The sequence below is a fragment of the Pseudomonas sp. GW821-FHT09A09 genome (genome assembly GCF_059418405.1).
This window is the reverse complement of the sequence record NZ_JBWKPU010000001.1, coordinates 125426-147927: the sequence shown is the minus strand read 5'-3', so window position 1 is coordinate 147927 and position 22502 is coordinate 125426. Positions and strand designations below refer to the sequence as shown.

Sequence of the window (22502 nt, the reverse complement as noted above, 5' to 3'; positions counted from 1 at the left end):
CACTTAAGTTCCCCATACAAAACAGTAACTTAGCAAATTGTATACAACTGCTGCCACCGGTCGGATTTCGATTGTCAGCGTCTCGATACAACCTCAGGATCGCGCCGTCATCCTCTTGAGGTCTCTCTATGAAGTTCTCCTCGATTCTCTTGTTGTCCCTTGGCCTGGTCAGTGGCGCAGCCATGGCCGGTGGCACCACCGAAGCCGGTGTGGGCGGCGCATTGGGCGGGGTTTTAGGTTCCGTTGTCGGCCAGCAGATCGGCGGCAATACAGGTTCGGCCATCGGCGCAGCCCTGGGTGGCGCGGGCGGCAGTGCGGTCGGCGCTGACAAGCGCAGCCGTGGTGAAGCGGCCATTGGTGGTGCGCTGGGCGCAGCCGGTGGCAACGTGGTTGGCCGCAGCATGGGCGGCAACACTGGCAGCCTGATCGGCGCAGCCGCTGGCGGCGGTGCAGGTGGCGCGCTGGGTAACTACATGGGCAACAAGAGCGATGACGACGACCGTCGCTACCGTGGGCGCGACAACCGCCGCTATGACCGCGACGATCACCGTGGCCGCGGGCATGCCTATGGCCATCGCAAGAACAAGCATCACTACCGTCACCGGTAAGAGCTGAAGAACACGATCAATCCCTTGTAGGAGCCGGCTTGCCGGCGATAGCAGAGTGTCAGGCAATACTTATTGACCTGACCCATCGCGATCGCTGGCAAGCCAGCTCCTACAGTGGGTATTTGTGTTCAAAGAATCACCAAGCGCTGCAACGCCTCGCGCAACATTCCCGGAATCGTCACCGGCTGGTTCGTCCCCCGATCCACGAACACGTGCACAAAGCGCCCCGCCGCACAGGCCTCGTCCTCACCTTGTTTGAACACCGCCAATTCGTACTGCACTGAGCTGTTGCCCAACTTGCTCACCCGCAGGCCGATTTCGATGCGCTCGGGAAAGGCAATCGACGCGAAGTAATCGCACGCTGAACTCACCACAAACCCCACCACTTCACCGTCATGAATATCCAACCCACCCTGTTCGATCAGGTAGGTGTTCACCGCCGTGTCGAAGAAGCTGTAGTAGGTCACGTTATTCACATGGCCATACACATCGTTGTCGTGCCAGCGCGTGATGATCGGCTGGAAGTGAGGGTAATCGGCACGTTGGGGTACGGAGTCAGGCATGGGCGCATCTCGTGAAGGTGGGTTCAAAGGTCGTTCAAATGGGCTTCGGCCCACTCGCGCACCTCGGCGTAGGGGTAGTCTTCAAGTGCAGCAAAACCCGGAATGCCCCGCGCTTTCAGCTTGGTGAATAGCGGCACGCTGATACCGCCAAGGAACCGCGTCAAACGTTCCGCGCCCGGCAATTGCCCCGTGTGCTCATGATGCCTGTGGATAAAATCACCGCACAGCCCCATGAAGTTTTTATCCACAAGCGGCGGCAAACCGGGCGGTGGCGGCAGGTGTGCAACATGGCCGTGGCACACAGAGCAATGCCCACAACGCTGGGGCGCATTTTCATCGCCAAAATACTGAGCCAGTCGTTTCCCCAGGCAATGTTCGGTGGCGAACAGATCGAGCATGGCGTGAATCCGCGCCACCTCGCCCACCTCATGTTGCTTGAAGCCTGTGTATAACTCGGCGCTCAACACCTCTGGATCAAAATCGGTATCCAGCAGGCTGTAGACCTCGGTCATCTGCTTGCTTTCCAGCTCGATCAGGCCCTGCTCCTGGAAGTAATCCAGGGCTTTCACCACCCGGCCACGCTCGGCGTTGTGCTGTTGGTACAGCGCGTCGAAATCCACTGTAGCCCAGGTTCTCGCCCGCTTGCACACCTGGATAATCGCTGCGACAAACTGCTGTCGCTCGCCGGAAAACCGCGCCAGCAGGGCGTCGGGCTCGATCAGGTACTTGAAGCGGTATTCGGCGTAGAACGCGTAGCGTGGTGCGATCACCCCCTTGAGCTCCAACTGCACCAGCAGTGTCTTCAACGGCAGCTCGCGGATGTTGCTGTGATCCGACAAGGACCTGAGCAGAAATTCCCATTGCCCCTCGCTCCGTGCAGCCTGAAGCTCATCCAATACCCGCCGGATCCCCTCCTGCTCTGGCGTGTCGCCGTACACGAAGTTTTCCAGCACGTTGAGGCTGTCGCGGTTGGCCAGCACCAGGCAGTCGGACGGCTGCCCATCACGCCCGGCACGGCCGATCTCCTGGCTGTAGTTCTCGATGGATTTAGGCAGGTCGAAGTGCACCACATTGCGGATGTCACTTTTGTCGATGCCCATGCCAAACGCGATGGTGGCGACAATGCAATTGGAACGTCCGCCCATGAAGCGCTGCTGGATACCCTCGCGTTTATCGTGGGGCAAGCCGGCGTGATACGCCTCGGCCTGGATGCCGTTGCGGTTCAGGTGCTCGGCAATCTGCTCGGCGGTTTTTTGCAAGGTGACATAGACGATGCTTGGCTGGTCAGCGCGCTCACTCATCCACTGCACCAAGCGACGACGCTTGTCCGCGCCGCTGACCGGCTCCACCAACAGGTTGAGGTTGGGCCGGTAGAAACCCGTAGTGACCACATCGCCCGGTGCAATGGCGAACTTCGCCTGCATGTCGGCAATCACCTTAGGCGTGGCCGTAGCCGTCAGCAGCAGGGCTTGTGGGATATTGAACTGGCGCTGGTAGTCCGGCAGCTTCAAATAGTCCGGCCGGAAGTTGTGGCCCCACTCGGAAATACAGTGCGCCTCGTCCACCACCAGTAACGAGATCTGCACGCTTTGCAGGAAGTTACGGAAGCGCTCGTTCTTCAAGCGTTCTACGGAAATCATCAGGATTTTCAGCTCGCCTGAACGCGCACGGGCCATCACGTCATTGGCCTCATCGCGGCTCTGGGCCGAATCAATACTGCCCGCCGAAATGCCGTGGCGCTGCAAGAAACCAAGCTGGTCCTGCATCAACGCCAACAGGGGTGAAACCACCAATGTCAGGTGTGGCAGCAACACCGCCGACAGCTGGTAACACAAAGATTTACCTGACCCGGTTGGGAAAATCGCAGCTGCCGAACGACCGGCCAGTACCGCGCTGACGGTTTCTTCCTGGCCCAAACGAAACTGTGGATAACCAAAGACCTGCTGGAGGGTGTCGTGCATAGGCTGTCACTCCATTGACCGCTGAGTTGGCTCAAAAACATAGCCCGGGAATCTCAGCGAATCGAGAAAGGTCGCATGGAAAAAAGAGACAGGATGATACACAGGGTGAGGGGTGGCCTAGGGCCGAAGTGGGAATAATCCGAGGTAGGAGCAGAAAAGATACAAATCCAAATGTGGGAGGGGGCTTGCCCCCGATTGCAGTGTGTCAGCCAATAAATCTTGGCCTGACAGATCGCTATCGGGGGCAAGCCCCCTCCCACATTTTTATTTTTGTATCAGGGCTGAATCATCGGTTTTTCACGCGCTCAATCGCCGTGTCATACACCGGGTTGGCCTTCTGCTCTTTAGCCAGCTGGTAGTGACGCAACGCATCCTGGAACTGCCCCGCAGCCTCATAGATCCGCGCAATGTTGTAGTAAGACCCTGCACGCACGGTCGCGGCATTCGCACCGGTCGCCAGGGCAATGGCCTTGCGGTTGGCCCAGATCGACTCGGCAGTGTTGCCAGCCTTCTGGTACGCCAGGCCCAGATTGCCGTAGGCCTTGCCGAAGCCATTGTCCAGGTCGATGGCCTGGCGGAACAGGTCGATGGCCTGGTCGAGGTTACCCGCTTGGTAGGCCGCTTCACCTTGTACGTTCAGACGTTTCGCATCGGTTTGTGCAGAAGAGCTGACGGCTACGGCCGTGACCGCGACGCTGTCATCCAGCAACGGTTTCACTTCGTTGAGTACGTCCTTGGCATCCACTGTCACACCGCTGAAGGTGTTGATGTCTTGGAAGTCACCGCTGCCGGTCATGCGGAACACGGTCCACAGGTTGCCGCTACGGTTCTGCGGTACATAGTAGGTACGCACCAGCGACTGGCCCATGTACACGAACACTTTGGCTTCACTATTGGAGAGCTGACGCGAGCTTGGATTACCACCGTTGGTGTAGTCATGCACGGCGTACACGTAGCTTTCGCCATAGTGTTTTTTCTGCAGGGTGATGGTTTCCGGGCCGTAGCTGTCGGTGTCATCCACATCCAGTTCGGCATCGGTGCCGTTTTTGTTTTCGAAGTAGATGTTGTTGCCCGGGAAGATCATGTGGGAGTCGAGGTCTTCCGGGGTCTTGCCCCAGGTCAGTACCACGCGCAGGCCGTCGAGGTTCTCCATCACCGGGCTGATGGCGTAAGTCATGCCCTTGCACGGGCATTTCACCACCAGGTTGGAGTAGCCGGGCTTCTTGATGATCAGCAGGTTGGTGGAGTCGTCAGCGGCTTCGCTGGTCAATGTGACCTGGCCCTGGGCGTTGGTGCGCCCCACCACGTTCTGCGCACCGTTGCGTTGCAGCAGCACTTCGGCATCGGCGATTTTCTGGTCCTTGACCACCGCACTCAGGACCTCAATCGGCAACTGTTCGGCCTGGATGGAAAACGCCACTGCGCACAATGACATCGCCGAGGCGACACGAAGCAAACCCATGCTTAACTCCCTTTAAGTAGTGGGCGGAATCGCCCTACAAGATTTTGCGGTGAAACATACGCTGAAATCAGGCCTCTGGCGGATTTTTTGTACAAAGTGTGACGTAGTTTTTATCACCTCCAACAGCAACTTCTGGCTCCTCAGGTTCTGAGTAAAAACGACCACTTGCCCCCAAAGAACCTCCGTCATAACCAAAAATCGGAAGCATCCGTAAGAAACCACTCAGTACTGCGCCGTACGTTTCCCAAACTGCTTAAAACGCCCTGCACGCCCTCTACAAAACTCACCTTCGCCTGACCGAAACTAGCGGCCTTTCAACAACGCCGACAAGAATCTGTGAACATCGAAAGGACGCAACCTATCAGCCACAACGGCGTCACCTTCACAGAGCGGCGCCTGATCATCTTGCTTAGCAATCCACATGCATTGGCAAATCTTGGGTGGCTGATGCGATGACCGAATCCATCTACTGGATCGGCCTGATACTGCTCTTGGCCGTTGCCGCGTCGATCGAAAAAACAATCAAACGGCCTCCACTCAGAAAATGGTTTGGGCTGGTCCTTGTGGTAACCGGTCCGACACTCTTATTCTGCGACACCCTATGGTTAAAGGGATCGGCGATGGACAGCTTGCCTGCCATTGCTCTTGTAACGGGTATCGTGTTGCTAGCCAGCCAAAACAAATATCGCCGCCACCGCAACCATCCCCCTCACCCACTCCTGCGTGCCCCCACCATGAACCTCGCGCCTAACTTCCCCGAAGACGCCGCCATGCAGCAACTCCTGCAACTGCTGCACGAAGAAATCGGCCTGCCAAAACACAAGACCATCAGCCTGCAAACCTCGATCAACGTCGACCTGGGTTGTGATGGCAGTGAGGCCAAGCAATTGATGGATACGCTGGAGCAGGAATTTGTACTCGACCTGGGCGACTTCGACACTTATCGTTACTTCAACCCGCCGGTGTTTGATGTGTTTCTCAAACGTCGGGCCAAAGGGCGCGGCGAAAAAGTGCCGCTGACCATCGGCATGCTCTACCTGGCCATCAAGACCCACAGCTGGGACACGCAAACTCTCGAAAACCTGAGTTAACGGTAGGAGCCGGCTTGCCGGCGATGGCGGTCCCGAGGGCCTCATCGCCGGCAAGCCGGGCTCCTACAGGAAATTGCGCCTTCGGAAAGGACCTTACATGGACGTAACAATGGGCCTGCTGGCCGCCCTGCTCTGGGGCGGTACGGATTTTCTCGTGGGCCTCAATGCCCGCGCTGTCGGCGTAAAACGCGCGGTGTATTTCGGCCAAGCCTTGGGCTTTCTGATCATGACCCTGCTGCTGGCCATTCTCCCGACCTTCCTGCTCAAATCCCTCGACGCGCCGCTGAGCGTCTGGCTTCTGGGCATCGCCGCCGCCCTGCTCACCGTTTCCGGCGCCCTCGCGTTATCCAAGGCTTTTGCACTCGGTAAAGCCGCCATCGTCGCACCGCTGGTGACCTCCTACGGCGTGGTCACCACCCTGCTGTCCTGGGCCAGCGGCGAGCACATCAGCCTGACGCAGCTGGGTTGCATCGCCGTGTGCGTGATCGGCGTGTTCCTCTCCAGCATCCACAAAGACAACGGCGTTCCCCACAACAACCCCCGCCTGTCCATCGCTTACGCCATGCTTGCCGTTGTGCTGTATGGCACCAGTTTCTGGCTGCAAGGCCGCTACACACTGCCGGCGCTGGGGCCGATTACCATGCTGTGGCTCGGGTATTTGGTGGGGTTATGCGTATTGGTGTTGATGGTACTGAAGATCAAGGACGGGTTGAAAATCCCGCCGCTGAAAAACTGCGCAACACTGACCGGGGCGAGCGTGATGAACCTCGGCGGCTTCTCGGCGTTTTCCTGGGGGGCGATGGCAGGGTCGGTGTCGGTGGTGACGGTGATCAGTACGTTGTCGGGCGGGATTGCGGCGATTCTGGGGTTCGTGTTTTTCAAGGAGCGGTTGTCGGCTGTACAGGTGCTAGGCGTTGCACTGGTACTGGTCGGTGCCGTTGTTTTGCACAGGGTCGACTGACCTATCGCGCACAAAAAAGCCGCCCCTGAGGGCGGCTTTTTCACAACGCTCGAATCTTACAACTTAGGACCCGCAGCCTTGATCGCATCGCTTACTTCAAACTTCTTGAAGTTCTCGATGAACAAGCCAGCCAGTGCCTTCGCCGCTTCGTCGTAGGCAGCCTTGTCAGCCCAGGTGTTACGTGGGTTCAACAGGCCAGTCTCAACGCCCGGTACGGCCAATGGCACGTCGAGGTTGATGGTGTCGAGGTGTTCGGTTTCAGCACCCACCAACGCGCCGCTCTGGATCGCTGCGATCACGCCGCGAGTGGTCGGGATGTTGAAGCGCTTGCCGACGCCGTAGCCGCCGCCGGTCCAGCCGGTGTTGACCAGGTAGACCTTGGAGCCGAAGCCACGGATGCGCTTGATCAGCAGCTCAGCGTATTCGCCAGCCGGGCGCGGGAAAAACGGTGCGCCGAAGCAGGTGGAGAAGGTCGACTTGATGCCGCCGCCGGAACCCATTTCGGTCGAGCCCACCAGCGCGGTATAGCCGGACAGGAAGTGGTAGGCCGCTTGTTCTTCGCTGAGGATGGACACCGGTGGCAGTACGCCAGTCAGGTCGCAAGTCAGGAAGATCACCGCGTTTGGCTCGCCGCCCAGGTTCTTCTCGGAACGCTTGGCCACGTGCTCCAGCGGGTAGGCGGCGCGGCTGTTCTGGGTCAGGCTGACGTTGGTGTAGTCGGCGTGCTTGGCATCGTCGATCACCACGTTTTCCAACACGGCGCCGTGCTTGATGGCTTTCCAGATCACCGGCTCGTTCTTCTCGGACAGGTCGATGCACTTGGCATAGCAACCGCCTTCGATGTTGAACACTACGCCTTCGCCCCAGCCGTGTTCGTCGTCACCGATCAGGTAACGGCTTTCGTCGGCCGACAGGGTGGTTTTACCGGTGCCCGACAGACCGAAGAACAGGGTCACGTCGCCTGCTTCGCCGATGTTGGCGGCGCAGTGCATTGGCAGCACGTCGGAAGCCGGCAGCAGGAAGTTCTGCACCGAGAACATGGCTTTTTTCATCTCACCGGCGTAACGCATGCCGGCGATCAGCACTTTCTTCTGTGCGAAGTTGAGGATCACGCAACCGTCGGAGTTGGTGCCGTCACGCTCTGGCACGCACTCGAAGTTGGCCACGTTGAGCACTTGCCACTCTTCACGACCGGCCGGGTTGTACTGGGCCGGGTTGATGAACAGGCAACGACCGAACAGGTTCTGCCAGGCAGTCTGGGTGGTCATTTTCACGGCCAGGTAGTGGTCGTGCGCAGCACCAACGTGAACGTGGGAAACGAAATGCTCTTGCGCGTTGTTGAAGGCCTCGACACGAGCCCACAGGGCATCGAACTTGTCGGCCGGGAACTTGCGGTTGATCGGGCCCCAGGCGATAGCGTCCTGGGTAGTAGGCTCTTCAACGATGAAACGGTCGACTGGCGAACGACCGGTACGGTGACCGGTTTCTACGACCAGCGCGCCAGTATCGGCAAGCACGCCTTCACCGCGCTGCAGGGCTTCTTTGACCAGATCGTCAACACTCAGATCGGTGTATACGGCGTTATTGGCTTGCGTCATGAGGTTCCCCGTCGGCCTATGGCCGAGTGCTCCAAACGTTTTGTAGTAGAAAGTTGCGCACTACTACCGCGAAAAAAGTGGGCCGGATTATGCCAGAAAAGCCCAAAAAGAGTAGGGCCCTCCCGTCAGAACTGCGCTAATCCGGCGTTTGTCAGGTGATTTACCTGTGCTTAAACGTTTTAGTGGCGGGTGTCGGAAGGGGTGTCGATGCCGGCTCCGGCGAACAATTGGGCTACATCAGCCGCATCGAACAGGTAGCGCTGGTTGCAGAACTGGCAGTCGATCTCGATATTGCCACCGTGTTCCACCACCAGATTCTGCGCATCTTCCAGGCCCAGGCTCACCAGGGCATTGGCCGAACGCTCGCGGGAGCAGCTGCAATGGAAGCGCAAGCTCTGTGCGTCAAACAGTCGCACAGCCTCTTCGTGGTACAGGCGATGCAGGATGGTTTCGTTGTCCAGGCCCAACAGCTCTTCAGCGGTCAGGGTGCCGGCCAGGGCAGTCAGCTTGCGCCAGCTGTCGGTGCGCTCGTCGTCATCCTTGATGCGGTCTGCAGGCAATTGCTGCAACAGCAGGCCACGCGCACGCTTGCCGTCGGCGTTGAGCCAGAACTTGGTGCCGACCTGCTGGGACATCACGAAATAGTTGGTGAAGCAGTCTGACAGGGTTTCACCGTCCAGGTCGACGATGCCCTGGTAGCGCTGGCCTTCGGTCGGGTCGACGGTGATCGCCAGCACGCCGTTGGCCATCAGGTCCGACAGGGTGGCGTCCGGGGCAATCTGATCAGCTTCGTAACGGGCGAGGCCGCGGATTTCGCGCTCGCTGGAGCACTCGATCATCAGCATCGGCACCGGGCCTTCGGAGCGTGCCTGCAGGATCAGCAAACCATCGAATTTCATGGTGCCCACCAGCAGCGCCGCTGCCGCCATCAGCTCACCGAGCAGTTGCGCGACCGGCTCCGGATAGGGGTGCTTGGCGAGGACTTCGGCATAGCTGCGCTCCAGCGACACCAGTTCGCCACGGGCGTCGGTCTCGTCGAAGATGAAGCGTTGGGTGAAGTCGGTATCCGGTAGATCAGTCATAGGTCTGGGTATCTGAGTTGAATAATAGTGACGCGAAGATGACGCAGTTTATGAACAATCCGGGTTTGTTCCAAGCCAAGTGACGCGCCAGGCGATTGCCGGCGCCCTCAATCGTCGTTGCCGCTGCCACGGAACTTGAACAGATCGCGGCGTTGTTTCTTGCTCGGCTTGCCGTCGGTGCTCAAGCCCATGGCGCCGGCCTTGCGCATAGCCGCCGCATTCTCGCGCTTGGCAATGCTGGCTTCGGTCTCGGCATACAAGACCTGCGCTTCAGGCGCGCCACGCCGGACGATGGAAAGCGCTTGAACCACGATGGTCTTTTCATCAAAACCGGTACGAATCTGGAACTCGTCGCCGACGCGCGGTTCCTTGCCCGGCTTGCAGCGCTCGCCACGATGGTGCACCTTGCCGCTCTCGATGGCGGCCTTGGCGAGGGCACGGGTCTTATAGAAGCGCGCTGCCCACAACCACTTGTCCAGCCGGACCTTTTCTTCCTCTTCCTGCTTTTGAGCCACTTGAATTCCTCGCTCTGAAAAATGTCGCAACTTTACCGTTGGAACCCTTCGACGCATAAACCTCAAGGCTCACCTAAGATACGCCAAGGAACGCGATTTTTGCGTGCCTTTCCCTAACAGCTACTGATTACTGCAGCCTGAGAGATATCTGTCGCCATTTGCCGAATATTCTGCGTGAATACCGCGAAATCGGCGCCAAACCCTCGATAAGGTTTGGGGATTGTCACAATCCATGCGCAGTTGGACGTTACTGTCCTCGACGACTACGAAACATTTCTGAATTGCCGGTTACCCATTTTGAAGACATTTGACCATTTGACCGTTGTGGGTCTGCGTGAGTGGGTGGCACTCCCCGATTTGGGAGTGGCGGGCCTGCGCGCGAAGATCGACACCGGCGCCAGCACTTCCAGCCTGCATGCCACCGACATCGAGCCGTTTGAGCGCGAGGGTGAAAAGTGGGTGCGCTTTACCGCGCACCTGGGCAGCGTGGTGCAACTGCGTCACCGCCGCTGCGAAGCGCCGCTGGTGACGATGAAAACCATCAAGAGTTCCAACGGTCACGCGCAGGTGCGCTACGTGATCAGCACCACCCTGGCGTTGGGCGATCGGGTCTGGCGGGTGGAGTTCACCCTGGCCTGCCGCAAGGCCATGCGCTACCGCCTGTTGCTGGGCTCCAAGGCGTTGATTGACGGCCAGTTGGTGGTCAACCCCGGCGTCAAGTACGTTCAAGACAAGCCGGTGTTCCCGGTCTCTACACTTTCTGCCCCAGGTGCTGCATGAAGATTGCTGTGCTGTCGCGAAACCCGCGTCTGTATTCCACCCGCCGCCTGGTTGAGGCCGGCACCGAACGTGGCCACGAAATGGTGGTGATCGACACGTTGCGTGCCTATATGAACATTGCCAGCCACAAGCCGCAGATCCACTACCGGGGCAAACCGCTGGAAGGCTTCGATGCGGTGATCCCGCGCATCGGCGCATCGGTGACGTTCTACGGCTGCGCGGTGCTGCGCCAGTTTGAAATGATGGGGGTGTTCCCCCTCAATGAATCGGTGGCCATTGCGCGCTCGCGGGACAAGCTGCGTTCGCTGCAACTGCTGTCACGCCGGGGTATCGGCCTGCCGGTCACCGGCTTTGCCCACTCCCCGGACGATATTCCCGACCTGATCGAAATGGTCAACGGCGCGCCGCTGGTGATCAAGGTGCTGGAAGGCACCCAGGGTATCGGCGTGGTGCTCTGCGAAACCGCCACCGCCGCAGAGTCGGTGATCGAGGCCTTCATGGGCCTCAAGCAGAACATCATGGTGCAGGAATACATAAAAGAGGCCGGTGGTGCCGACATTCGCTGCTTCGTGGTGGGTGACAAGGTCATTGCTGCGATGAAGCGCCAGGCCAAACCCGGTGAGTTCCGCTCCAACCTGCATCGAGGCGGCAGCGCCAGCCTGATCAAGATCACCCCGGAAGAGCGCATGACCGCATTGCGTGCGGCCAAGGTGATGGGGCTGAGCGTGGCGGGTGTGGATATCTTGCGTTCCAACCATGGGCCGCTGGTGATGGAAGTGAACTCATCACCAGGCCTGGAAGGGATCGAGACCACCACCGGCAAGGATGTGGCGGGGATCATCATTCAGCATCTTGAGAAGAATGGTGGGCCGAACATGACCCGGACCAAAGGCAAGGGCTGATAAAACACAGCTTTTGAAACACTGCAAAACCAATGTGGGAGCCGGCTTGTGTGGGAGCCGGGCTTGCCCGCGATGCAGACACCTCGGTGTGTCAGGCACACCTCGGTGATGCCATCGCAGGCAAGCCAGCTCCCATACAAGCTCGTTCCCACATTCGGATTATGTTGTTGCCTAGACCGCGTCGCGGGGCAACATCAGCCCTAGCGGCAAGCGCACCCGCGCCTCCAGGCCGCCCTCTTCACGGTTGCGCAGCTCAACGTTGCCACCGTGCATCGAAGCAATTCGCCGCACAATCGCCAACCCCAAGCCGGTGCCCTTGCCACCCCGGGCACGATCACCACGGGTGAACGGGTTGAAGATGCCCTCCAGCTCAGCCGGGTCGATACCCGCGCCACGGTCCATCACGCTGAGCACCACGTAAGGTGCCGTACTGTCGCCGGACACGTAGGCCGCCACCTCCACGTCCGAACCGGCATGATGCAGGGCGTTACCGATCAGGTTGTTCAGCAGACGCTTCATCGATACACGGCGCAAGGCGAACGGCTGGATAGGCTCCAGGCGCATACGCACCTGCTCGCCATTCTGGTTGTAAGGCGCGACCACCTCGCGCACCAGGTCCGTCAGGTCGACTTCCTCGACTACCTCGTCACGGCCATCACGGATAAACGCCAGGAATTGGTCGAGAATCGCGTCCATGTCCTCGATATCACGCACCATGTCATCCGTCAGGTCGTTGTGGTTGCCCATCAGCTCAAGTGAAAGCCGCAGACGCGTCAGCGGCGTGCGCAGGTCATGGGACACCCCCGCAAGCATCAGCTCGCGCTCACGCCCGGCCTGTTCGACGTCCTCCGCCATCTGGTTGAAGGCGCTGTACACCTCGGTCATCTCGCTGGGCGTATCGCTGACCGGCAATCGCACGCTTCGCCCCTGCCCCAACTGGCGGGCGGCAAACACCAGGCGCTTGAGTGGCTGGTTGAGCTGACGCACGAAAATCCACGCGGATGCGGTTGAAAGCAACCCGATCGCCAGGAACCAGCCCAACACGTTCCAGATCTTCTGCCCCCGCAGCGGATGCGGGTACAACGGTACTTTCAACCAATCCTGGCCCAGGCTCGGCGCCCGAACCCACAGGGCCGGGGACACGTGCATGCGCAGCCGCACCTCGGTGTCCTCACCCAGTTCGGCCTGCATCTGACGCTGGTAGATCTCACTGTAGGGCCAGTGCTGCTCGCCCTCCGGCACGCCAGCGCCCGCCACGCGCACGAGCGTGGCGGCCTTGGCGATCTTCTCGCGGTTCTCGGGGTCGGCGGCCCAGTAGGCGCGCAGGGTCAGGGCCACACCGTGGCTGTATTGTCGGTCCACCAGCACGTCTTCGTTCATCAACAGATAAACCAGCGTCAGTGCCTTGGAAAACAGAACGACGATCAGCACCAGCCAAAGGGTGCGCGAGAAGAAACTTTGTGGGAACCACAACGGGGTTTTCATAGGAGACAGCTAGACACCTTGCAGGAACGAGCGGCGCTCGCAGAATTGCGGAGGCCGGGCACCCTGTCGATATTCAAGAAACTGAACACCGGGATGCCTGCCGCCGCAAATCATGGGTCACTTGGTCGCAGTGCCATCCGGCACAAACACATAACCCACGCCCCACACCGTCTGGATATACCGCGGTTTGGACGGGTCCGGCTCGATCATCCGGCGCAGACGGGAGATCTGCACGTCGATGGAGCGTTCCAGCGCGTCCCACTCACGGCCACGGGCCAGGTTCATCAGCTTGTCACGGGTCAGCGGCTGGCGAGCGTTCATCACCAGTGCCTTGAGCACCGCGAATTCGCCGGTGGTCAGCATGTGCACTTCATCGCCACGCTTGAGCTCACGGGTGGCCAGCGACAGTTCGTAGTCGCCAAAGGTGACGCTCTCGTCTTCGCTGCCCGGTGCGCCTGGTACAGGCGGAGCCTGGCGACGCAATACCGCCTTGACCCGTGCCATCAACTCGTCAGGGTTGAACGGCTTGGCCAGGTAGTCATCGGCGCCCAGTTCGAGGCCCTTGATGCGGCTCAGCTCATCGCCCTTGGCGGTGAGCATGATGATCGGAATCTGGTTGTTCGCGCCACGTAAGCGTTTGCAGGCGGTAAGGCCGTCTTCGCCGGGCAGCATCAGGTCGAGCACGACCAGGTTGAACACCTCACGGCCCAACAGGCGGTCCATCTGCTCGGTGTTCGGCACCGCGCGGGCACGGTAGCCCTTGGAGTTGAAGAAACGCTCCAGCAGGCTGCTCAGCCCCGGATCGTCATCAACGATGAGAATTTTTTCGCCTTCAGCAGTTTGTGCAGTGCTGCTCATTAGATGCTCCTCTTATCTCGGCGCGCATTATGGCGTAGCTGCCGTTATACGCACCGTGTGCATTGTTAGCAGATTTTTCCTCCACCGCCAGCGAACCCGCGCCCTACAACCTCTGGCGCAGTACCCCCCAAGAGCAGAACGCTGGTTATAATGCGGCGCCTTCGTGCAGGGCAACGTCAGATCGTTACCGTTTACTGCCGGGCTTTTTTTCACCCGCTTGTCGTGATTTTTTCGATTTCGAGGGTCAATAGGCTGCCTCTTGACCCAGGCAGCGGCGCCAGTCGGGCCGCTCAACCAGCCTCCCAAGGCCTTGTTTTCCGGGCCTGCGAGCTGCTTTTCAGAATTTCAGGTGGTTTTATGGACAGCATCAACAGCCGCATCGCCGAGGAACTCGGTGTACGCCCACAACAGGTCGAAGCGGCCGTCGCTCTACTGGATGAAGGCTCCACGGTGCCTTTCATCGCCCGTTACCGTAAAGAAGTGACCGGCAGCCTCGACGACACCCAACTGCGTCACCTGGAAGAGCGCCTGCGCTACCTGCGAGAACTCGACGAACGGCGCATCAGCATCCTCGCCAGCATCGAGGAACAGGGCAAGTTGACCCCACAACTTGAGCGCGACATCAAGCTCGCCGACACCAAGACCCGCCTCGAAGACCTCTACCTGCCCTACAAACAGAAGCGCCGCACCAAGGGCCAGATCGCCCTGGAAGCCGGCCTGGGCGAGCTGGCCGACGGCCTGTTCAACGACCCATCGCTAAGCCCGGACACCGAAGCCGCTCGCTTCATCGATGCCGAAAAAGGCGTCGCCGACGTCAAGGCCGCCCTCGAGGGCGCCAAGTACATCCTCATGGAGCGCTTCGCCGAAGACGCCAGCCTGCTGGAAAAACTGCGCACCTACCTCAAGCAGGAGGCCACCCTCAGCGCCCGCGTCATCGCCGGCAAAGAGGAAGAAGGCGCCAAGTTCCGCGACTATTTCGAACACGACGAACCGCTGAAAAGCATGCCTTCCCACCGTGCACTCGCCATTTTCCGCGGCCGCAACGAAGGCATTCTCAGCTCCGCACTCAAAGTCGGCGACGAGCTGCCGGGCACCATGCACCCGTGCGAAGGCATGATCGGTCAACAATTCGGCATCCAGAATCAGAATCGTCCTGCGGACAAGTGGCTCGGCGAAGTCGTGCGCTGGACCTGGAAGGTCAAGCTCTACACCCACCTCGAAACCGACCTGCTGGGCGAGCTGCGCGACGGCGCCGAAACCGAGGCGATCAACGTGTTCGCCCACAACCTGCACGACTTGCTGCTGGCCGCACCGGCCGGCCCGCGCGCCACCCTGGGCCTCGACCCGGGCCTGCGTACCGGTTGCAAGGTCGCGGTGGTCGACTCCACCGGCAAGCTGCTGGACCACGCCACCGTGTACCCGCACGTGCCGCACAACAAATGGGACCAGACCCTCGCCATCCTGGCCGCCCTGTGCGCCAAGCACGCCGTGGACCTGATCGCCATCGGCAACGGCACCGCCAGCCGCGAGACCGACAAGCTGGCCGCCGAACTGATCAAAAAATATCCAGCCATGAAGATGACCAAAGTCATGGTCTCCGAAGCTGGCGCTTCGGTGTACTCGGCGTCGGAACTGGCCTCCAAGGAATTCCCGGACCTGGACGTGTCGATCCGTGGCGCAGTGTCCATCGCCCGCCGCCTGCAGGACCCGCTGGCCGAGCTGGTGAAAATCGACCCGAAATCCATCGGCGTCGGCCAGTACCAGCACGACGTGTCGCAGCTGAAACTGGCGCGCGGCCTGGACGCCGTGGTGGAAGACTGTGTGAACAAAGTCGGCGTGGACGTAAACACCGCCTCCGTGGCGCTGCTGGCACGCATTTCCGGCCTCAACACCACCCTGGCGCAGAACATCGTCACCCACCGCGATGAAAACGGTGCGTTCAAAACCCGCGCCGCGCTGAAAAAGGTCGCACGCCTGGGCGAAAAAACCTTCGAGCAAGCTGCCGGTTTCCTGCGCGTGATGAACGGCGACAACCCGCTGGACGCCTCGGCAGTCCACCCGGAAGCCTACCCGCTGGTGCAACGCATCGCTGCCGAGACCGACCGCGACATCCGCTCGCTGATCGGCGACGCCGCGTTCCTCAAGCGCCTGGACCCAAAGAAGTACACCGACGAAACCTTCGGCGTACCGACCATCACCGACATTCTGCAAGAGCTGGAAAAACCTGGCCGCGACCCGCGTCCCGAGTTCAAGACCGCCGAGTTCCAGGACGGCGTCGAAGACCTCAAGGACCTGCAACTTGGCATGATCCTCGAAGGCGTGGTGACCAACGTGACCAACTTCGGCGCCTTTGTGGACATCGGCGTGCATCAGGACGGTTTGGTGCATATCTCTGCGCTTTCGGAGAAATTCATCAAAGACCCGCGCGAAGCGGTGAAGGCCGGTGACGTGGTCAAGGTCAAGGTCATGGAAGTCGACATCCCGCGCAAACGTGTCGGCCTGTCGATGCGCATGAGCGACACCCCGGGTGAGAAAATCGACGGTGCCCGTGGCGCACGCCCCGGTTCCACACCGCGTCAGTCGCAGAACACTGCGCCGCGCAAGGAAACCACCGCCGCAGCGCCCAGCAACAATGCCATGGCCTCGCTGTTCGCCAACGCCAAACAGTTGAAGAAACGCTGATGGAAATCCCTGCCGGTTTGACCCAGAGCGCGTTCAGCGAACTGATCGGCTGCCGCCTGCAACGCCTCGAACAAGGCGTTGCCGAGGTGGCCCTGACCCTGGAGCCGCACCTGCGCAACCGCGCAGGCAAGCTCCACGGCGGGGCGATTTTCAGCCTGGTGGACATCACGATGGGGCTGGCCTGTTCCAGCTCCCATGGCTTTGACCAGCAGAGCGCGACAATCGAATGCAAAATCAACTACATCCGCGCCGTCGAAGACGGTGACGTGCTGTGCACCAGCCGCGTGATTCATGCCGGCCGCCGCACGTTGGTGGTGGAAGCGGATGTGTACCAGGACGAAAAACTGGTCGCAAAAGCACAAGGCACCTTCGCTGTCCTATAGCTCCCTGCCCTCGATTTGAGTTAATTTCGGCGCTGCGAAAGCGGCGTCGGAAGTTTCTTCCTGCGCTATAGCCAGATTCAGGGACTGAAGTCGGCACTTTCAGGGCCAGTTAAATCGGCTCGAAAACCAGGCGATAACGCCAGTTTCAACTTCACCCTTGTAGACCGTCCTGCCCACCCCCATATTGGGGCGACTGACGCGTGAAGGAATCCAACTTGAGCGAACTTCTCAACCGCCGCCTGGCTCTGCTCGGCAAGCGCGAACACCTCTCCCTGCTAGAGCAGTGCTTGCACGGCATCGAGCGCGAATGCCTACGCGTTACCGGTGAAGGCCGCCTGGCGCAAACACCGCACCCTGAAGCCCTGGGCGCCGCGTTGACCCACGAACAGATCACCACCGACTACTCGGAATCGCTGCTGGAGTTCATCACTCCCGCCCTGCCGAACCCGGCCGATACCCTGAGCAGCCTGGACAAGATCCACCGCTTTGCCTACACCAAGCTGGGCAGCGAATACCTGTGGAGCCCCTCGATGCCGTGCCCGTTGCCGGCCGAGGAAGACATTCCGATTGCCTACTACGGTACGTCCAATATCGGACAGCTCAAGTACGTGTATCGCAAAGGCCTGGCCCTGCGTTACGGCAAGACCATGCAGTGCATCGCCGGGATCCATTACAACTTTTCGTTACCTGAAGAGCTGTGGCCACTGCTCAAGGAAACCGAAGGGTTTGTCGGCACCGACCGCGACTACCAGTCCACCGCCTATATCGCGCTGATCCGTAATTTCCGCCGCTACAGCTGGCTGCTGATGTACCTGTTCGGTGCCTCGCCGGCCCTGGACGCCGGTTTCCTACGGGGTCGCTCGCACCAGCTTGAAGTACTGGACGCCGACACCCTGTACCTGCCGTACGCCACCAGCCTGCGCATGAGCGACCTGGGCTACCAGAGCAACGCCCAGGCCGGCCTCACGCCGTGCTACAACGATTTGAACAGCTACACCGACAGCCTGCGTGAAGCGGTGGCAACGCCCTACGCGCCGTACGTCGAAGTCGGCACCCACAAGGATGGTGAGTGGGTACAGCTCAACACCAACATCCTGCAGATCGAAAACGAGTACTACTCCAACATTCGCCCCAAGCGTGTGACCTACACCGGCGAGCGCCCGATCCAGGCGCTGATGGCTCGCGGCATCCAGTACATCGAAGTGCGCTGCCTGGACATCAACCCGTTCCTGCCGATGGGCATCGACCTGCCGGAGTCGCGTTTCCTCGACGCCTTCCTGCTGTATTGCGCGTTGAACGACAGCCCGCTGTTCGCCAACAACGAGTGCGGCAATGCCACCTCCAACTTCCTCAGCGTGGTCAAGGAAGGTCGCCGCCCAGGCCTGCAATTGCAGCGCGATGGCCAGCCAGTGGACATGAAGGAATGGGCCGCCGAACTGTTGGAAAAAATCGCACCGCTGGCTGCCCTGCTCGATGAAAGCCACGGCATCACCGAACACAGCCAGGCGCTGGACGCCCAGCTGGCGAAGGTCAAGGACCCGTCCCTGACCCCGTCGGCCCAGGTGTTGGCGGCGATGGCTGAGCGTAAAGAGAGTTTTGCGCAGTTCTCCCTGCACCAGAGCCAACTGCACGCCGAGCACTTCCGCAAGGAACCGCTGCCGGCCGAAGAGCAGGCACGCTTCGAAGAGCTGGCACGCACGTCGCTGGCGCAACAGGCGGAGCTGGAGCAGAACGAAGTGGGCGATTTTGATGTGTTTGTCGGGTCGTACCAGGCGAGCATCCTCGCCATCAGCAACTAGCATTTCCATGGCCTCACCACCCTTGTAGGAGCCCGGCTTGCCGGCGATAGCGATTTTTGAATACGCCATCGCCAGCAAGCCGGGCTCCTACGGGGTTATTCGTTTTAATCCGACAGCGTTTCCTCTCATAAGCTAATTCGAAAATGTTATTTATTTTCGGATTCTTAGATCATTTAGTCTCCTCACACGCCGATCCTCGGCCGCCTGATTGAGGAGCTTCCCCTTGAAACTGTTAACCCCTCTGCGCCTTTTGGCCGCATTGTCCCTGGCCGGTGCCAGCCTGTTTGCCCAGGCGGCGGATGTGACCATCGCTTACCAGACCACCGTGGACCCGGCCAAAGTCGCCCAGGCCGATGGCGCCTATGAAAAAGCCACCAATGCCAAGATCAACTGGCGCAAATTCGATAATGGCGCCGACATCATCGCCGCCATCGCTTCCGGCGACGTGCAGATCGGCTACCTCGGTTCCAGCCCGCTGACCGCCGCCGTCACTCGCAAAGTGCCGGTAGAAACCTTCCTTGTTGCCACCCAGATCGGCGGAGCCGAAGCCCTGGTGGCGCGTAACGGTTCGGGTATCAATAGCCCACAGGACCTGGTTGGCAAGAAAGTCGCCGTGCCGTTCGTGTCCACCGGCCACTACAGCCTGCTAGCCGCACTGAAGCACTGGAACATCGACCCGTCGAAAGTCACCATCCTCAACCTCGCACCACCGGCCATCATCGCCGCCTGGAAGCGCGGTGACATCGACGCGACCTACGTGTGGGATCCGGCCCTGGGCGTGGCCAAGGAAAACGGCAAAGTGCTGATCACCTCCGGCGAGCTGGCCAAGTTCGGTGCGCCGACCTTCGACGCGTGGATCGTGCGTAAGGACTTTGCCGAGAAGCACCCGGAAATCGTCACGGCCTTCGCCAAAGTCACCCTGGATGCCTACGCCGCCTACCGCAAAGACCCACAAGCCTGGCTCGCTGACAAAGGCAACGTCGACAAGCTGGTGAAGCTGTCCGGCGCCAAGGCCAGCGACATCCCATTGCTGCTGCAAGGCAACGTCTACCCGCTGGCTGCTGACCAAGTGACCCTGCTGGGCGCGCCGACCACCAAGGCCGTGACCGACACCGCCGCGTTCCTCAAGGAACAAGGCAAGGTCGACGCGGTACTGCCGGACTACGCCCCGTACGTCAGCGCCAAGTTCATTACCAACTGATCAGGAGTTCATCGCGATGGCCTTGCTACAACTGGAGCGCATCAGCGCACAGTACCCAGGCGCCACAGAACCGGTACTGTCTGACATCTCAATCGACCTGGGGCCCCAGCAATTGCTGGTGGCCCTCGGCCCGTCCGGCAGTGGCAAGACTTCGCTGTTGAACCTGATTGCCGGCTTTGTCGAACCGTCCGCCGGGCGCATTACCCTCGACGGCGTACCGGTCAAGGGCCCCAGCGCCGAACGCGGCGTGGTGTTCCAGGACGACGCCCTGCTGCCCTGGCAGGACGTGCTGGCCAACGTCGCCTTCGGCCTCGAACTGGCCGGCGTACCCAAGGCGCAACGTGAAGTGCGTGCCCGGGAAATGTTGGCCCTGGTCGACCTGGCCGGTTTCGACAACCGCCGCATCTGGCAACTCTCCGGCGGCCAGAAGCAGCGCGTCGGCCTGGCCCGTGCCTTGGCTGCCGACCCTCGCGTATTGCTGATGGACGAACCCTTCGGCGCCCTCGACGCCTTCACCCGCGAGCAGATGCAAGAGTTGCTGCTGCAGGTATGGCGACGCACGGCCAAGCCGGTGTTCCTGATTACCCACGACATTGAAGAAGCGGTATTCCTCGCCACTGATTTGATCCTGCTGGCGCCCAACCCGGGCCAGATCGTCGAACGCCTGAGCCTGGACTTCGGCCAGCGGTATGCGGCTGGTGAATCGGCACGGGCAATCAAGTCCGACCCGCGCTTTATCGAAACCCGCGAACACGTGCTGGGCAAAGTGTTCTCCCAACGGCAGGTGTCCGCATGAGCAGCTACGAACTCCCCGCCGCCGTCGCCAAGCCGGTGGTACACGCGGTGATTCCGGTGCGTCGCAGCCTGAGCACGCGCTGGATCAGCGTACTGACCCTGGTCGCGCTGCTGGCCCTCTGGTGGGCCGTGACCGCCACCGGGTTGATTGAACCGCTGTTCCTGCCGCCACCGTCGGCCGTGCTGCAAAAAGGCTGGCTACTGGCAACTACCGGCTACATGGACTCCACCTTGTGGCAGCATTTGGGCGCCAGCCTCAGCCGTATCGGCCTGGGCCTGGGCTTTGCCGTGCTGACCGCCGTGCCGGTAGGGATCGCCATCGGTTCCAACCGTATTGCCCGGGGCATTCTCGACCCGCTGATCGAGTTTTACCGTCCGATTCCGCCCTTGGCCTATCTGCCGCTGATCGTGATCTGGTGCGGCATTGGCGAACTGTCCAAGGTGCTGCTGATTTACCTGGCGATCTTTGCGCCCATCGCCATCGCCACCGCGACCGGCGTGCGCACCGTCGACCCGGCCAAGCTGCGCGCGGCGCAGTCGTTAGGCGCCACCCGTGCCCAGTTGATCCGCCACGTGATCTTGCCGAGCGCCCTGCCCGACATCCTGACTGGCGTGCGCATCGGCCTGGGTGTGGGTTGGTCGACACTGGTCGCCGCCGAATTGATCGCCGCCACCAGTGGCCTGGGCTTCATGGTGCAGTCGGCGGCGCAGTTCCTGGTCACCGACGTGGTGGTGTTGGGCATCCTCGTCATCGCCCTGATCGCCTTCGCCATGGAAATGGGCCTGCGTGCCCTGCAGCGTAAATTAGTGCCGTGGCATGGCCAGGCACATTGAGTGAGAACAGCATGAGCAGCCTGACCGTTACCCCCATCAGCACCGCTTTGGGCGCCCTGATCAGCGGCGTCGACATCACCCAGCCACTGAATATCGAACAACGCGACGCCATCGAACAGGCGTTGCTCACCCACTCGGTGCTGTTCTTCCGTGGCCAGGCAATCCCCCCCCAACAGCAGGCGCGGTTCGCGGCGAATTTTGGTGATTTGCACATCCACCCGATCTACCCCAACGTGCCGGAACAGCCCGAAGTGCTGATCCTCGACACCGCCGTCACCGACGTGCGTGACAACGCCGTGTGGCACACCGACGTGACCTTCCTGCCAACGCCCGCACTCGGTGCAGTGCTGAGCGCCAAGCTGCTGCCCGCGTTTGGTGGCGACACGTTGTGGGCCAGTGGCATTGCGGCGTATGAGGCGTTGTCGGAGCCGTTGAAGCGTTTGCTCGACGGGCTGACCGCTACCCATGACTTCACCAAGTCCTTCCCGCTGGAGCGCTTTGGCAACACCGCCGAAGACCTGGCGCGCTGGGAAGAAACCCGCAAGAAGAACCCGCCGCTGTCGCACCCGGTGGTGCGCACGCATCCGGTGAGTGGGCGCAAGTCGCTGTTTGTCAGTGATGGGTTCACCACCAAGATCAACGAACTGGAACCGGCCGAAAGCGAGGCAATCCTGAAACTGTTGTTCGCCCACGCGATCCGTCCGGAATTCACCATTCGCTGGCGCTGGCAGGAAAATGACGTGGCGTTCTGGGACAACCGCGTGACCCAGCACTACGCGGTGGATGACTACCGGCCACAGCGGCGGGTGATGCACCGGGCGACCATCCTGGGCGACGTACCCTTCTAACCCCCGCATTGAAGATCACCTGTGGAACCTGGCTTGTGTGGGAGCTGGCTTGCCTGCGATAGCATCACCACGGTCTAACTGCCACACCGAGGCG

General features: G+C 60.5%; 20 protein-coding genes. 12 read left to right on the top strand and 8 right to left on the bottom strand.

Going from position 1 to position 22502, the window contains the following annotated elements; translation table 11 throughout:
• Nucleotides 1–128 precede the first annotated feature (128 nt).
• Nucleotides 129–608: a glycine zipper domain-containing protein gene (locus AC07OV_RS00590; protein WP_012721700.1), complete on the top strand. Its 480-nt coding sequence runs from the start codon at nucleotides 129–131 to the stop codon at nucleotides 606–608.
• A 128-nt stretch (nucleotides 609–736) separates the two neighbouring features.
• Here AC07OV_RS00590 and AC07OV_RS00585 read toward each other — a convergent pair whose 3' ends face one another.
• From AC07OV_RS00585 to AC07OV_RS00575, 3 genes are all read right to left on the bottom strand, one after another.
• On the bottom strand, nucleotides 737–1171 hold the full coding sequence (locus AC07OV_RS00585) for an acyl-CoA thioesterase (RefSeq protein WP_494996093.1): 435 nt from the start codon (nucleotides 1169–1171) through the stop codon (nucleotides 737–739).
• Nucleotides 1172–1194: 23 nt separating this feature from the next.
• Complete coding sequence (locus AC07OV_RS00580) at nucleotides 1195–3132, bottom strand: RecQ family ATP-dependent DNA helicase (RefSeq protein ID WP_495091242.1); 1938 nt, start codon at nucleotides 3130–3132, stop codon at nucleotides 1195–1197.
• Nucleotides 3133–3418: 286 nt separating this feature from the next.
• Nucleotides 3419–4594 (bottom strand): tetratricopeptide repeat protein, encoded by a 1176-nt coding sequence (locus AC07OV_RS00575; RefSeq protein ID WP_494996091.1) that lies wholly within the window; start codon nucleotides 4592–4594, stop codon nucleotides 3419–3421.
• Between the two features lie 734 nt (nucleotides 4595–5328).
• On the opposite strand from AC07OV_RS00575, the gene AC07OV_RS00570 reads away from it, so the two are divergent.
• Both AC07OV_RS00570 and AC07OV_RS00565 read left to right on the top strand, forming a co-directional pair.
• A complete protein-coding gene (locus tag AC07OV_RS00570) occupies nucleotides 5329–5685 on the top strand; it encodes a DUF1493 family protein (protein WP_494996090.1) in 357 nt (118 codons plus the stop codon).
• 97 nt (nucleotides 5686–5782) lie between these two features.
• Nucleotides 5783–6646 (top strand): EamA family transporter, encoded by an 864-nt coding sequence (locus AC07OV_RS00565; RefSeq protein WP_495091241.1) that lies wholly within the window; start codon nucleotides 5783–5785, stop codon nucleotides 6644–6646.
• A gap of 56 nt (nucleotides 6647–6702) precedes the next feature.
• Here the strand turns inward: AC07OV_RS00565 and AC07OV_RS00560 are convergent, their stop codons facing one another.
• From AC07OV_RS00560 to AC07OV_RS00550, 3 genes are all read right to left on the bottom strand, one after another.
• Nucleotides 6703–8244, bottom strand: coding sequence for a phosphoenolpyruvate carboxykinase (locus AC07OV_RS00560; protein ID WP_178918909.1), 1542 nt, complete (start codon nucleotides 8242–8244; stop codon nucleotides 6703–6705).
• Between the two features lie 179 nt (nucleotides 8245–8423).
• Entirely contained in the window at nucleotides 8424–9326 is a 903-nt protein-coding gene (hslO, locus tag AC07OV_RS00555; protein WP_176997351.1) for an Hsp33 family molecular chaperone HslO, read from the bottom strand.
• Between the two features lie 107 nt (nucleotides 9327–9433).
• Nucleotides 9434–9841, bottom strand: a complete 408-nt coding sequence (locus tag AC07OV_RS00550; RefSeq protein ID WP_495091240.1) for an RNA-binding S4 domain-containing protein — start codon at nucleotides 9839–9841, stop codon at nucleotides 9434–9436.
• A gap of 297 nt (nucleotides 9842–10138) precedes the next feature.
• On the opposite strand from AC07OV_RS00550, the gene rimB reads away from it, so the two are divergent.
• Nucleotides 10139–10621 carry a retropepsin-like aspartic endopeptidase RimB gene (gene rimB / locus AC07OV_RS00545; RefSeq protein ID WP_495091239.1) on the top strand — a complete coding sequence of 161 codons (483 nt, stop codon included), beginning with the start codon at nucleotides 10139–10141 and terminating at the stop codon, nucleotides 10619–10621.
• Nucleotides 10618–11523, top strand: a complete 906-nt coding sequence (rimK, locus tag AC07OV_RS00540; protein ID WP_003187674.1) for a 30S ribosomal protein S6--L-glutamate ligase — start codon at nucleotides 10618–10620, stop codon at nucleotides 11521–11523. The genes rimB and rimK overlap by 4 nt, the downstream gene beginning before the upstream one ends.
• A gap of 171 nt (nucleotides 11524–11694) precedes the next feature.
• On the opposite strand, the gene AC07OV_RS00535 is transcribed toward rimK, so the two are convergent.
• Together AC07OV_RS00535 and ompR are read right to left on the bottom strand one after the other, a co-directional pair.
• On the bottom strand, nucleotides 11695–13008 hold the full coding sequence (locus tag AC07OV_RS00535) for an ATP-binding protein (protein WP_176997353.1): 1314 nt from the start codon (nucleotides 13006–13008) through the stop codon (nucleotides 11695–11697).
• Between the two features lie 117 nt (nucleotides 13009–13125).
• Nucleotides 13126–13866: an osmolarity response regulator transcription factor OmpR gene (gene ompR, locus AC07OV_RS00530; protein ID WP_015373500.1), complete on the bottom strand. Its 741-nt coding sequence runs from the start codon at nucleotides 13864–13866 to the stop codon at nucleotides 13126–13128.
• A gap of 357 nt (nucleotides 13867–14223) precedes the next feature.
• On the opposite strand from ompR, the gene AC07OV_RS00525 reads away from it, so the two are divergent.
• From AC07OV_RS00525 to tauD, 7 genes are all read left to right on the top strand, one after another.
• Nucleotides 14224–16548 (top strand): Tex family protein, encoded by a 2325-nt coding sequence (locus AC07OV_RS00525; protein WP_176997354.1) that lies wholly within the window; start codon nucleotides 14224–14226, stop codon nucleotides 16546–16548.
• Nucleotides 16548–16931, top strand: a complete 384-nt coding sequence (locus tag AC07OV_RS00520) for a PaaI family thioesterase (protein WP_176997355.1) — start codon at nucleotides 16548–16550, stop codon at nucleotides 16929–16931. Before AC07OV_RS00525 ends, AC07OV_RS00520 begins: the two co-directional genes overlap by 1 nt.
• 215 nt (nucleotides 16932–17146) lie before the next feature.
• Entirely contained in the window at nucleotides 17147–18730 is a 1584-nt protein-coding gene (gene gshA, locus AC07OV_RS00515) for a glutamate--cysteine ligase (RefSeq protein WP_495091238.1), read from the top strand.
• Nucleotides 18731–18953: 223 nt separating this feature from the next.
• Nucleotides 18954–19931, top strand: coding sequence for a taurine ABC transporter substrate-binding protein (gene tauA, locus AC07OV_RS00510; RefSeq protein ID WP_176997357.1), 978 nt, complete (start codon nucleotides 18954–18956; stop codon nucleotides 19929–19931).
• A 16-nt stretch (nucleotides 19932–19947) separates the two neighbouring features.
• The gene (gene tauB / locus AC07OV_RS00505; RefSeq protein WP_176997358.1) at nucleotides 19948–20727 is read left to right on the top strand and encodes a taurine ABC transporter ATP-binding subunit; all 780 of its coding nucleotides are present in this window, start codon (nucleotides 19948–19950) and stop codon (nucleotides 20725–20727) included.
• Nucleotides 20724–21560 carry a taurine ABC transporter permease TauC gene (tauC, locus tag AC07OV_RS00500; RefSeq protein ID WP_495091237.1) on the top strand — a complete coding sequence of 279 codons (837 nt, stop codon included), beginning with the start codon at nucleotides 20724–20726 and terminating at the stop codon, nucleotides 21558–21560. Before tauB ends, tauC begins: the two co-directional genes overlap by 4 nt.
• Nucleotides 21561–21571: 11 nt before the next feature.
• Nucleotides 21572–22408, top strand: coding sequence for a taurine dioxygenase (tauD, locus tag AC07OV_RS00495; RefSeq protein ID WP_495091236.1), 837 nt, complete (start codon nucleotides 21572–21574; stop codon nucleotides 22406–22408).
• The last annotated feature ends 94 nt before the right edge of the window (nucleotides 22409–22502 follow it).